This is a genomic window from Saccharopolyspora ipomoeae (assembly GCF_029952525.1).
GTDB classification, from domain to species: Bacteria; Actinomycetota; Actinomycetes; order Mycobacteriales; family Pseudonocardiaceae; genus Saccharopolyspora; species Saccharopolyspora ipomoeae.
Map to the genome: position 1 here is coordinate 48,425 of NZ_JASAOF010000009.1, position 13,393 is coordinate 61,817.

At 73.2% G+C, this 13,393-nt stretch carries 6 protein-coding genes; 5 read left to right on the forward strand and 1 reads right to left on the reverse strand.

The annotated features are described in order from the left end of the window. Positions 1-43: 43 nt before the first annotated feature. From QFW96_RS15985 to QFW96_RS16005, 5 genes are all read left to right on the forward strand, one after another. The gene (locus QFW96_RS15985) at positions 44-1,783 is read left to right on the forward strand and encodes a fatty acyl-AMP ligase (protein WP_281456443.1); all 1,740 of its coding nucleotides are present in this window, start codon (positions 44-46) and stop codon (positions 1,781-1,783) included. After that, entirely contained in the window at positions 1,783-8,238 is a 6,456-nt protein-coding gene (locus QFW96_RS15990) for a type I polyketide synthase (protein ID WP_281456444.1), read from the forward strand. The genes QFW96_RS15985 and QFW96_RS15990 overlap by 1 nt, the downstream gene beginning before the upstream one ends. Beyond that, complete coding sequence (locus QFW96_RS15995) at positions 8,205-9,770, forward strand: acyl-CoA carboxylase subunit beta (RefSeq protein ID WP_281456445.1); 1,566 nt, start codon at positions 8,205-8,207, stop codon at positions 9,768-9,770. The genes QFW96_RS15990 and QFW96_RS15995 overlap by 34 nt, the downstream gene beginning before the upstream one ends. A gap of 26 nt (positions 9,771-9,796) precedes the next feature. Beyond that, positions 9,797-10,756: an alpha/beta hydrolase gene (locus QFW96_RS16000; RefSeq protein ID WP_281456591.1), complete on the forward strand. Its 960-nt coding sequence runs from the start codon at positions 9,797-9,799 to the stop codon at positions 10,754-10,756. A gap of 386 nt (positions 10,757-11,142) precedes the next feature. Then, the gene (locus QFW96_RS16005; protein ID WP_281456446.1) at positions 11,143-12,459 is read left to right on the forward strand and encodes a PucR-like N-terminal domain-containing protein; all 1,317 of its coding nucleotides are present in this window, start codon (positions 11,143-11,145) and stop codon (positions 12,457-12,459) included. A gap of 209 nt (positions 12,460-12,668) precedes the next feature. Here QFW96_RS16005 and QFW96_RS16010 read toward each other — a convergent pair whose 3' ends face one another. Further along, on the reverse strand, positions 12,669-13,379 hold the full coding sequence (locus QFW96_RS16010; protein WP_281456447.1) for a GntR family transcriptional regulator: 711 nt from the start codon (positions 13,377-13,379) through the stop codon (positions 12,669-12,671). Between the last annotated feature and the right edge of the window lie 14 nt (positions 13,380-13,393).

The following is a 13,393-nucleotide window of genomic DNA, read 5'->3' on the forward strand; positions in this document are numbered from 1 at the left end:
GAACGCGCCCGGAATCGCATTCCGCACGATTGTTGGGAGAACCATGCGAGCGACTGCCGCCGACATGTCCAACGCCGCGGGTTCGTGGCTGCCCGATGTCGAAGGGGAATCGCTGTCCGCGCTGCTGACGCGGTGCGCGCAGCGCAGCGGGGACCGACTGGCGGTCACCCACCTCGACTTCACCGAGAGCCCGGAGGGATTGGCCGCGTCGCTGACGTGGTCCGAGCTGGACCGCAGGGCGGGCTCGGTGGCGAGCGCGCTGCGCCGGTCCGCCCTGCGCGGGGACCGGGCGGCGATCCTGGTGCCGCAGCGGGCGGACTACCTCGTGGCGTTCCACGGAGCCTGCCGCGCCGGGCTGGTCGCGGTGCCGCTGTTCGCCCCGGACCTGCCCGGCCACGCCGACCGGCTCGCCGGCGTGCTCGCCGACTGCGCGCCGAGCGTCGTGCTCACCGTCGCCGACAAGCTCGGCGTCGTCCGGGACTTCCTGCGCGAGCGCGGGGTCGTCGGCGTGGAGGTGCTCGCCGTGGACGAGGTGCCCGACGCCGAGTGCGATCCGGTGGCGCACGACCCCGACGAGGTCGCGTACCTGCAGTACACCTCGGGTTCGACGAAGGCCCCCGCCGGCGTGATGATCACCCACCGCAACGTGGTCGCCAACGCGGCGCAGGCGATGTCGGCCTACGAGGCGGTCGGCGGCCGCACCCCGACGGTGAGCTGGCTGCCGCTGTTCCACGACATGGGGCTGATGCTGGCGCTGGCCGCGCCCCTGGTCGCCGGGACCCGGTCGGTGCTCATCGACCCCGTCGCCTTCCTCGAACGACCCGTGCGCTGGCTGGAAGCCCTGTCGGCGAACCCGGGCGCGATCACCGCCGCGCCGAACTTCGCCTACGCGTTCTGCGCCGCGCGCGTCGCCGAGGAGGACAAGGCGCGGTTGCGGCTGGACCACGTGCGCGCCCTCATCGACGGCAGCGAACCCGTGCAGCCGGCCGCGATCGACCGCTTCCACGACGCCTTCGCCGGGTGCGGCCTGCGCCGCAAGGCGCACCGCAGCTCCTACGGCCTGGCCGAGGCGACGGTGCTGGTCTCGGCGAGCCCGGCCGGGTCGCCGCCGCGCCGCGTCGAGCTCGACCGCGAAGCCCTGGCCGCCGGACGGGCGGAACCCGCCGGCGGTGACGTGAGCACGCTGGTCTCGGCCGGGCACCCGGTGGACCAGCTGGTGCGCATCGTCGACCAGCACACCGAGCAGGACCTCCCTCCGGACCGGGTCGGCGAGATCTGGGTGCGCGGCGAGAACGTGGCGCACGGCTACTGGCGCAAGCCCCAGGAGTCGGCGTGCACGTTCGTCCCGGACGCTGCCGGGCACTGGCTGCGCACCGGCGACCTCGGCGTGATCCACGGCGGCGAGCTGTACGTGACCGGCCGGATCAAGGACCTGATCATCGTCGACGGCCGCAACCACTACCCGCAGGACGTGGAGGAGACCGTCGAGCAGGCGCACCCGGCCGTGCGCAAGCACTCGGCGGCCGCGTTCGCCGTCCCCACCGACGACGGCGAGGCCGCGGTGGTGGCCGTGGAGCGGGCCAGCCGCCTCGCCGAACACGAGGTGGACCTCGACGCGCTCGGCCAGGCGGTGCGCGCCGCCGTCGCCGGGCGGCACGGGCTCGCCGTGCACGAGCTGGTGGTGCTCGGCCCCGGCGAGGTGCCCCGCACCTCCAGCGGCAAGATCTCGCGCTCCGCGGCGCGACAGCACTACCTGACCGGAACTCTGCGAGGGAGCGCGTGATGGGCGACCCGAACACCTTGGGCGAGAACGAGATCCGGCGGTGGCTGACCGAGCGGTTCGCCGAGACCACCGGACTCGACCGGGTCGACGTCGAGCGGCCGCTGCACGAGTTCGGCCTGTCCTCCCGGGACGCGGTGGCGCTGGCCGCCGAGCTGGGGGAGCGGCTGGGCAGGCGGCTCTCGCCGACGCTGGTCTGGCAGAACCCGACGATCGCCGCGCTGGCGGCCCGGCTCTCCGGCGGCGAGGAGATCGACATCCCGCGACCCCGCGCCCGCGGGGACGAGCCGATCGCCGTCGTCGGCCTGGGCTGCCGCCTGCCGGGCGGGGTGAACTCGCCGGAGCGGTTCTGGGAGCTGCTCGACCGCGGCGACGAGGCGATCCGGGACCTGCCCGAGGGCAGGTGGGCCGACTTCGCCCCGGCCGAGGACTGGCGCAATCTGCCCGCGCGCGGCGGATTCCTCGACGACGTCGCGGGTTTCGACGCCGCGTTCTTCGGCATCGCCCCGGTGGAGGCCGCCGCGATGGACCCGCAGCAGCGGCTGCTGCTGGAGGTGACCTGGCAGGCGCTGGAGCACGCCGGCATCCCGCCGAGGGAGCTGCGCGGCAGCCGCACCGGCGTGTTCGTCGGGATGTCGTCCACCGAGTACGGGTCACTGACGATGGGCGAGCTCGACACCGTCGACGCCTGGACCGGCACCGGGGCGGCCGCCGCGATCGCCGCGAACCGGCTGTCCTACCTGCTGGACCTGCGCGGCCCCAGCCTCACCACCGATTCGGCGTGCTCGTCGTCGCTGGTCGCGGTGCACCAGGCGGCCGCGAGCCTGCGCGGCGGCGAGTCGGACCTGGCCGTGGTCGGCGGGGTGAACCTGATGCTCTCGCCGGGCATCACCGCGAACTTCCACCGGGCGGGCGTGCTCTCGGCCGAGGGCCGCTGCAAGCCCTTCGCCGCCTCCGCCGACGGCATCGTGCGCGGCGAGGGCTGCGGCGTGGTGCTGCTCAAACGGCTCTCCGACGCCCGGCGCGACGGCGACCGGGTGCTGTCGCTGGTGCGCGGTACCGCCATCAACTCCGACGGGCGCTCCAACGGCATCGTGGCCCCGAACCCCGACGCGCAGCGCGCTCTGCTGCGCGACGCCTACGCCGCCGCCGACCTCGACCCGGCGGTGGTGGACTACATCGAGGCGCACGGCACCGGCACGCCGCTGGGCGATCCGATCGAGGCGGAGGCGCTCGGCGAGGTGCTGGGGGCGTCGCGCGCGTCGCGGCGACCGCTGCTGCTGGGCTCGGTGAAGAGCAACCTCGGGCACCTGGAGGGCGCGGCCGGGCTGGTCGGGTTGATCAAGGTGGTCCTGGCGATGACGCGCGGGCGCATCCCGCCGAGCCTGCACGCGACCGAACCCAGCCCGCACATCGACTTCGACGCCACCCGCCTGCGGGTCGCCGACACCGGCGCGGCGTGGCCGCGCTACTCCGGGATCGCCCGCGCGGGCGTGTCCGCGTTCGGCTTCGGCGGCACCAACGCCCACGTCGTCCTGGAGGAGTGGCCGGAGCCCGACCCCGAACCCGAGCCGGACGGCGCGGTCCCGCACGCGTTCGCGCTGTCGGCCCGCACCGAGTCGGCGCTGCGGCGCCGCGCCGCCGACCTCGCCGAGGGCCTGGAGGGCGCCCCGCTGGGGGACGTGGCCGCCGCGCTGGTCACCCGCCGCGACCACCTCGCGCATCGCGCCGCCGTGGTGGCCGCCGACCGCGACGAGCTGGCCGAGAAGCTGCGCAGCTTGGCCGGAGACGGCGTTCACGTCGGTGAAACGGTGGGCACCGGGCTGGTTTTCGTGTTCTCCGGCTACGGGTCGCAGTGGGCGGGGATGGGTCGGAGGCTGCTGGAGACCGAGCCATCGTTCCGGTCCGCTGTGGACGATCTGGACCCGCTGTTCGCGCAGGGTACCGGTTTTTCGCTCCGCGAGGTGCTGGGCGGGGACCTGACCGAGTCGGATCTGGCGGCGCGGCAGCAGGTCCTGTTCGGCGTCCAGGTCGCGCTCGCGGCGGTGTGGCGGGCGCACGGCGTCGAACCCGACGCGATCGTCGGGCACTCGATGGGGGAGGTCGCGGCCGCCGTGGTGGCCGGTGCTCTGCCGTTCGCCGACGGGCTGCGGGTGATGGTCACCCGCTCCCGCCTGCTGGCGAACCTCGACTCCGGAGGCGCCGGGCGGATGGCCGCGGTCGAGCTCTCCGCCGCCGAGTTCGCCGAGCTCGCCGCCGACCACCCCGACGTGTCGATCGCCGTGCACACCTCGCCGACCCAGTGCACCGTCACCGGCGACGCCGCGCAGGTCGAGGCCCTGGTGGCCCGGGTCGAGGCGCGCGGCCGGATGGCCCGCTCGCTGGACGTGGGCGGGGCCGGGCACTCCCCGGCGGTGGACCCGGTCCTCGACGAGTTCCGCTCCCGCCTGGGCGAGCTGAACCCGACCGAGCCCGAGATCCGCTGCTACAGCAGCGTTCTCGACGACCCGACGGGGGTGCCGGAGTTCGACGAGCACTACTGGGCCGCGAACCTGCGCCGACCCGTCCGCTTCACCCAAGCCCTGGCGGCGGCGATGGCCGACGGCCACCGCACCTTCCTGGAGATCTCCCCGCACCCGATCGCCCGCTTCGCCGTCGAGGGCACCGCCGGAGCAGCGCGGGTCGCCGCGCTGCCGACGCTGGTCCGCGACGCCGACGACCAGCGGAGCCTGCTCGGGGCGATGGCCGCGCTGCACGTCGCCGGCCACGAGACCGCGCTGCGCACCCGCTACCCGCGCGGCCCGGTCGTCGACCTGCCCGGCCCGGTCTGGGAGCACCAGCGGCACTGGACGCGACCCCGCCGCCGCAGGGCCTCCGGCGAGCACCCGCTGCTGGGCACGCACGTCGAGGTCCCGGACGCCGACCTGCACGTCTGGCGCGGGGAGGTGGGCACCGACGGGCAGCCGTGGCTGGCCGACCACGTCGTGCACGACGTGCCGGTGCTGCCCGCCACCGGCTACCTCGACGCGGCGCTGTCGGCCGCTGCGGTCGCGTTCGGGCCGGACCGGCCGGTGCGGGTGCGGGATCTCGAACTGCGCCAACCCCTTCCGCTGACCACCGGCACCACGGTGCACACCTCGCTGCGCACGACCGGCACCGACACCGCCCAGGTCGCCGTGCACGCCCGCTCCGCCACCGGACGCTGGGTGCGGCACGCGGTGGCGACGGTCCGGGTCGAGTCCCCCGACCGACCCGGACCCGAGCCGCTGGGCGAGCTCCCGGACGGACGCCCCGTCGACGTCTACCGGGAGCTCGCCGAGCTCGGGCAGCACTACGGCCCGGCGTTCCGCGGTCTGCGCACCGCGCGGGCCGGGCGAGGCCGGGCTTCGGCGGGCATCTCGCTGCCCGCGGCCGCCCCGCAGAGCCGGCACCACGTGCTGCACCCGGCGCTCGCCGACTCCTGCCTGCACGCCCTGGCCGCCGCGGCGGCCGACCGGGTCGCCGAGGATCCGGGCCTGTACCTGCCGATGTCGTTGGGCTCGGTGCGGGTGCTCGGCGACCCGGGCGACGGGGTCCGCTGCGACGCGGCGCTCGACCCCGCCGACGAGCACGGCGACGGCCTGGTCGGCACGGTGCAGCTCGTCGACGGCTCGGGCCGCGTCCTCGTCGAGATGGCCGAGGTCTACCTGCGCCGCCTGCGCACGCCGATGCCGGTTCCGCTGGCGGACAAGACGTTCGAACTCCGCTGGGCCCGCGCGGACCGCGAACCGGTCGAGCGCCCGCGGCGGCGGTGGCTGCTGCTCGCCGACGACCCGTCCGGCCCTGAGATCGCCCGGGCCTCCGCTGACCTCGCCGGATCCGGCGACGAGACCGCGTCCCTGTCCACATCGGACATCGACGGGCTGGGGAGTCGGAAAGCGGGCTGCGACGGCGTTCTCCTCGTCGCGGGCGCACCCGAGCGCTACGACGAACCCGACGAGGCCCGGCGGCTGCTGCTGACCGCCGCCGCAGCCGCCAACGAGCTCACCGACGGCCGGTTGTGGCTGGTCACCCGCGACTCGGTCGCGATCGGTGACGAACCCGGTGCTCCCGGTCTCGCGTTCCTGCGCGGCCTGGTGCGGGTGCTGGCCTTCGAGCACCCCGAGCTGCGGGTCACCCACCTCGACCTCGACGAGCGCAGCCCGGGTGCGCTGGTCTCCGAGCTGGCGGGGGCGGCGGCCGACGACGAGGTCGCCTGGCGCGACGGCACCCGGTTCGCCGCGCGCCTGGAGCGCGTCGAGATCCCCGAACGCCCTGTGCTCCCCGCGGTGCGCGACGGAGCCTACGTCCTCACCGGCGGTCTCGGCGGGCTCGGTCTGCTGGTCGCGCGGTGGCTCGCCGAGCGCGGCGCGACCCGGATCGTGCTGTGCGGGCGCAGCGCCCCGTCCGGCCCGGCGTCGCAGGTGCTCGACGAGCTGCGCGGGCACGGCGCCGACGTGCGGGTCGTGCTGGGCGACATCGCCGAGGACGGCACCGCCGAGCAGCTGATCCGCGAGGCGGGCGCCGACGACGTCCCGGTGCGGGGTGTGCTGCACGCGGCCGGTGTCCTCGCCGACGCCACGGTCAGCACCCTGACCGAAGCCGACGTCGCGCGGGTGTGGCGGCCGAAGGTCGTCGGCGCTCGCAGGCTGCACGAGGCCACCGCCGGGCTCGACCTGGACTGGTGGCTGGTGTTCTCCTCGACCGCCGCGCTGTTCGGCTCACCCGGCCAGACCGCCTACGCCACCGCCAACGCCTGGCTGGACGCGTTCGTGCGGTGGCGCCGCAGCGGCGGTCTGCCTGCGGCGACGATCGAGTGGGGACCGTGGGACGAGCTCGGCGGAGCCGTCGGCCGCGACAACGCGGTGCTGCGGCCGCTCACCCCGGGCGAAGGGCTGGAAGCCCTCGAAGCCGTGCTGGCCTCCGGGCGCACCGCCACCGGCGTCACCCGCCTGGACGTGACGGGAACCCTGGAGCTGTTCCCGGAGCTGGCGCGCCGCCCGATGTTCGCGGCCCTGGCCGCCGAAACCGAGCCGACCGAACCGGAGGGCGGCGGGCCCGACGTCGAGGCGCTGCGCTCGGCGGAACCCGCGCAGGCCCACCAGGCGATCCTGGACGCGCTGGTGTCCCGCATCAGCGGCCTCGCCGGCCTGGACCCCGGCGCCCTCGACGTGACGGCTCCGCTGACCCGGCTCGGGCTGGACTCGCTGATGGCGATGCGGGCCCGCACGGCCTTCGAGCGCGACTTCGGCATGACCGTGCCGATCCCGATGCTGCTCCGGGGCGCCAGCCTGGAGGAGGTCGCCGCCCACGTCGCCGCCGAGCTCGGCCTGCACCCCGTCGAGCCCGGCGCCGCACGACCGGTGCTGGAACCGCGCGAGCAGGTCGAGCGCTGGATCGCCGCGCTGTGGCGGGAGGTCCTCGACGTCGAAGTCCTCGACGTGCACGACGACTTCTTCGCCCTCGGCGGCGACGACGTCCTGGCCGAGCGGGTGCGGGCCCGGGTCGCCGACCGCTTCCCGGACGCGCCCGAGCGGGCGAGGCTGTTCGCCCGGCCCACCATCGCCGAGATGGCCGACCTGGTCCGGCCCTGGTTCGACGCCGCGGCCGAACCGGTCCTCGCGCTGCGCGAGACCGGCGAGCGGGCACCGCTGTTCCTGTTCCACCCGGCGGGCGGCTCGACGGGCGTCTACCGGCCGCTGGTGGAGCTGCTCTCCGACGACCAGCCCTGCCACGGCTTCGAGCGGCTCGACGACGCGCGGTCGGTCGAGGACAGCGCGGCCCGCTACATCGCCACGCTGCGCGAGATCCAGGGCAGCGGGCCGTACCGGCTGGCCGGCTGGTCGTTCGGCGGTTGCCTGGCCTACGAGGTCGCCCGGCAGCTCACCGAGCTCGGCCAGCAGGTCGACCTCGTGGCCATGATCGACTCGATCCTGCCGCTGCCCGCACCGGAATCCGCCCAGCAGGACCTGCTGCTGAACCGCTACGGCCGGTTCCTCGACTACGTCGAGCAGACCTACGGCACCAGCCTGGGCATCGGCGTCGAGGACCTGGCCGGGTTGCCGGAGGACGAGCAGATCCGCTTCGTCATGGACCGCATCGCCGACCGGGTTCCGGACATGGGCGAGGCGGTGCTGCACCACCAGTACACCTCGTACGTCGACGCCCGCATCGCCGAGCGGTACCGGCCGCGCCCCTACCCGGGCCGCGTGCTGCTGTTCCGCTCCAGCGAACCGCACCCGCTGACGACCTCGCTGGACCCGCGCTACCTGCGCACCGACGACTCGCTGGGCTGGGACGAGTTCTGCTCCGACCTGCGGATCGTGCGGGTGCCCGGCGACCACGTCTCGATGATCGACCCGCCGCACGTCTCGGTGATCGCCGACCACCTGGAAGGAGAACTGGCATGCTCGATCGCACGAGCACCGCGGATCGGCTAGGCGACCTCAACGCCCGCCACGAGGAGGTCACCAGGGTCGCCGAGAAGCGCGCGCGGGACCGCCAGCACGCCAAGGGCAAGCTCACCGCGCGCGAGCGCATCGAGGAGCTGCTCGACGCCGACTCGTTCGTCGAGCTCGACGAGTTCGCCCGGCATCGCTGCACCGACTTCGGGATGGACCGCCACCGGCCCTACGGCGACGGCGTGGTCACCGGGCACGGCACCGTCGACGGCCGGCCGGTGTGCGTGTTCTCGCAGGACTTCACCGTGTTCGGCGGCAGCATGGGGGAGACCTTCGGGCGCAAGGTGCTCAAGGTGATGGAGCTGGCGATGGACATCGGCTGCCCGGTCGTGGGCATCAACGACTCCGGAGGTGCCCGCATCCAGGAGGGCGTGGAGTCGCTGGCCTACTACGCCGAGCTCGGCAGGCTCAACACCCACGCCTCGGGCGTGATCCCGCAGCTGTCCATGATCACCGGCCCGTGCGCGGGAGGAGCGGTGTACTCCCCGGCCATCACCGACTTCACCGTCATGGTGGAGGGCACCTCGCACATGTTCGTCACCGGGCCCGACGTCGTCCAGGCCGTCTCCGGCGAGCGGCCGGACGTCGCCGAGCTGGGCGGGCCCGCCACCAACGGTTCCGTGTCGGGCAACGCCCACTACGTGGCGCCTGACGAGCAGGACGCGTTCTCCTGGGTGCGCGCCCTGCTCGGCTACCTGCCCGCCAACAACCTGGAGCAACCACCGATCTACGAGCCGGAGGAACCCCTCGCGCGGCAGGAGGAGCTCGACGAGATCGTCCCCGACTCGGAGAACCAGGGCTACGACATGTACGACGTGATCGAGCGCCTGGTGGACGGGGGCGAGTTCCTGGAGGTCCACGACCGGTTCGCGCCCAACATGATCTGCGCGTTCGCCCGGATCGAGGGGCGCACCGTCGGCGTGGTGGCCAACCAGCCGCAGCACCTCGCCGGGGTGATCGACATCGACGCCTCGGAGAAGGCCGCGCGGTTCGTGCGGTTCTGCGACGCCTTCAACGTCCCGCTGCTGACCCTGGCCGACGTGCCGGGGTACCTGCCCAGCGTGGCGCAGGAGCGCGGCGGCATCATCCGGCGCGGCGCGAAGCTCATCTACGCCTACGCGGAGGCCACGGTGCCGAAGGTGACCGTGGTGGTGCGCAAGGCCTACGGCGGTGGCTACGCGGTGATGGGCTCCAAGCACCTGGGCGCGGACGTGAACATCGCCTGGCCGACCGCGGAGATCGCGGTGATGGGAGCGCCTGGTGCCGCGGCGATCCTGCACCGCAAGCGCCTGGCCGAGACCGACGAGCCGCAGCGCGCCGCCTTGCACGCGCGGCTCACCGCCGAGTACGCCGAGGCATTCGCCACCCCCTACCGGGCGGCCGAGCGCGGCCACGTGGACATGGTCGTGCAGCCGTCCCGCACCCGCCACCAGATCGCGCGGGCGCTGCGGGTGCTGCGCACCAAGCGCAGGACCCTGCCAGCCAAGAAGCACGGGAACATCCCGCTGTGAGCGGGGGAGCCCGCGTCCTCGCGGCGATGATCGCGCTGCTGCTGGCAGTGGCGGCCGCTCCGGCCTCGGCGGTGCCGGGACCGGCTGCCGACGACGGCGCCCGGGTGATCCGGGAGTCCAGAGTGGACGAACGCGAGGTGGACCTGGAGATCGCCTCCCCGGCGCTGGGCGGGGCCGCGGTGGTCCGGCTGCTGCTGCCCACCCGCTGGGCGGAGCGGCCGGACCGGACCTGGCCGGTGCTGTACCTGCTGCACGGCTGCTGCGAGACGGCCGACTACCAGGGCTGGACCTGGTTCACCGACGTCGAGGAGTTCACCGCCGACCAGGACGTGCTGGTGGTGATGCCCAGCGGGGGACCGGCCGGGATGTACTCGCCGTGGTGGAACTTCGGCGCGCGCGGGGCGCCGGACTGGGAGCGGTTCCACGTCACCGAGCTGCGCCAGATCCTGGAGCGCGGCTACCGGGCCGGGAGCTCCCGGGCGGTGGCGGGAGTGTCGATGGGCGGCTACGGCGCCCTGGCCTACGCCTACCGGAACCCGGGGACGTTCGGTGCGGCCGCGTCGTTCAGCGGCATCCCGAACACGCTGTTCCCGGGTGCTCCGGCGGTGATCAAGGGTCTGCTGGTGCGGGAGGGGTACAACCCGTACGCGCTGTGGGGGGACGAGGTGCTCGACCACCGGATCTGGGCGGCGCACAACCCGTTCGACCACGTGGACCGGCTGCGCGGCGTCGGGCTGTACGTCTCGGCGGGGAACGGGCTCACCGGGCCGCTGGACCGGCCGGGTGCGGTGGATCCGTTGGAACCGGCGTCGCTGGCGAGCTCGAAGAGCTTCACCGACCGGCTCGCGGAGCGGGGAATTGCGGTGACCGCGCACTTCTACGCCAGCGGAACGCACGATTGGCCCTACTGGCAACGGGAACTGCGCGCGGCGTGGCCGGTCCTTTCGGCAGCGCTCGGGTTGGAACCCGGCAAATCCGGCGCCTAGCGGGAATCGGGTCGACCTCGTGGAAAAACCGACGATGTGGCCGGGTTCGTCGCATCGAATGGTTTTTCTCGCGCCGAGAGGGGAAATATGGGAAAGATGGTGATGTGAAGCTTCTTCGCAATTCCCAGGTCATGATGGTTCACTGGGTGCGCGGAGGGGCGAGCGGCGCGTGCGGAACGGGTTTTTGTCATCGCGGCACAACCGCGAATCGCAAAATTAGCACCCGCCGGAAGAACCACCACTCGAATAGCCGAAAGCGCCGGTTGCTTCCGCAAAGTCGGAGTGGGGTGCGTTTGACAGTTCCCGCTGCCGTCCATATGTTTTCGTGATTGCACGCGTGTTGCCGAATGATTCACCGCCCCGAAATTGCTGCGACTGGGGGAGAGATGGCGATCGACGTCGGATCCGGATCCGTCCGCGAAGGAGGGCCGCGCGAAGGAACCCAGTTCGGAGTCGGCCGGCGGACCGATCCCCGACGCCGGATCTCCGCCCCGCACAACGAGAGGAGCGCTCCCCAGGTCGAGAAGGGCTGCGCCAGGCAGTTGTTCACCGCGCTGCCCAAGGAGATCGCCGACGGGTTCCGCCCCTACGTCACCCCGCTGGCCAAGGCGATCGTGCGCGAGATCCAGGGCGTGGTCCCGGAGTACGCGCAACCGCTGGACACCGCGTTCGGCGTGTACTTCACCCGGGGCATCGAGCAGGCGATCCTCCAGCCGCTCAACAACATCCGGGAAGAGGAGGACGGTGCCGACGACTGGTCGGAGTACTTCCGCCTGATGGGCAAGCTGGAGTTCGCCGCCGGTCGCGGTCTGCAGAGCCTGCAGACGGCCTACCGGGTGGGCGGGCGCGTCGCCTGGCGGCACTTCGCCGAGTTCGGCAAGAAGCTCGACGTGCAGGTGGACCTGATGTGCCTGTGCGCCGAGGCGATCTTCGCCTACGTCGACGACCTCTCGAAGCTGTCGTTCGAGGGCTACTCCACCGCCCAGGAACGCGCCGTGGGCACCCTGGCCCGGCGCAGGCGACGGCTGCTCGAACTGCTGCTGGCCGAACCGCCCGCCTCACCGCAGTCCGTCGGCGACCTCGCCGACAGCGCCCGGTGGGACGTGCCGGAGTGGGTCACCCTGGTCGCGCTGGAACCGGTCTCCGACGACCCGGACGACCCGCGTCTGGACGACGACGTGCTGGTCAACCTCGAAGGCGCGACGCCCTGCCTGCTGATCCCCGACGAGCCGCGCGACCCGGCGGGCCTGGTCGCCGAGCTCGGCGGCCGGCGCGCGGCGATGGCCCCCAAGGTCCGGATCGGCGACGCCGCCCGGTCGCTGCGCTGGGCGCGGCACGCGATCGACCTGGTGCAGCGCGGCGTGCTCCCGAACCGCGCGCTGACCCGCTGCGCCGACCACCTCACCACGCTCTGGCTGCTCAGCGACGAGTTCCTGGTCACCCAGATCGGCGCCCGCTGCCTCACCCCGCTCGACGAGCTCACCGTCAAGCAGCGCGCCCGCCTCAGCGAAACCCTGCTGGTCTGGCTGCAATCCCGAGGCAGCGCCCGGGAACTCGCCGAACGCCTCGGCATCCACCCGCAAACCGTCCGCTACCGCATGAACAAGCTGGAACAGCTCTTCGGCGACCGCCTCACCGACCCCGACGACCGCCTCGACATGGAGCTCGCCCTCCGCGCCGAAACCCTCCTGATGCGCGGTTGAGAACGGTTTCCGCTCACTTTGCATGGCGGTGCGGGTAGCGGAACCTGAGCGCCTTCGTGGACTCCGTGCGCCGCTCCTTGAGTATTCGAATACGCGGCGTCCCGGCGTACTCGCCACGAAGGCGCTCAGGTTCCCCCGGAGGAGACAACGCGGCGGTGCCAGTGCCTCAGGTGGTGGAAGAGAATGCGGCTCCGCCGCATGGGCAAGAATTAGCCCTCACCGGGGAGTTCGCGGCCTTCGAGGATGTCGATGGGCTTGCGGGCCCGGACGGGTCCGAACAGCAGGGCCTGGGCCGCGCCGACCATGTGGTCCTGGATGATCGTCTGCGTCTTGACCGGGTCGCCGGACTCGATCGCGGTGACGATCTCCAGGTGCCGTTCGGCGCTCATGTTCGACACCGCCCGCTCCTGGCCCCGGTACATGATGCACATCCGCATCGGGCCCTCCAGGAGCTTCCACGAGCGCAGCAGCGCGTCGTTGCCGGTGAGCTCGCACAGCATCTCGTGGAAGCCCAGGTCGGCCACGATCTGGGCCTCCAGCGAGACCCGCGCGGCCGCCGCCATCTCGTCGACGGCGGCCCGCAGGCTCGCGCAGTGCTGGTCGCGGTAGTGGCTCGCGGCCAGCGTCTCGCCCGCGACGCCTTCGAGCGCGGCGCGGACGGTGAAGGTGTTGATGATGTCCTTCTCGTCGATGTCGCGGACCGCGACGCGCCCCCGCTCGCCGTACTCGACGAGGCCCTCCTGCTGGAGCTCGCGCAGCGCCTCGCGCAGCGTGCCGCGGCTGATGCCGAGCTGCTCGGACACCTGGACCTCGCCGAGGTGGGTGCCGGGAGGGAACGTGCCGGTGGTGATGGCCTTGCGCAGCGAGTCCACGGCCTGCTGCCGCAGATTGCGACCGTCCTTGCTACCACGGCTCGCCACTCGCGTCCTCCTCG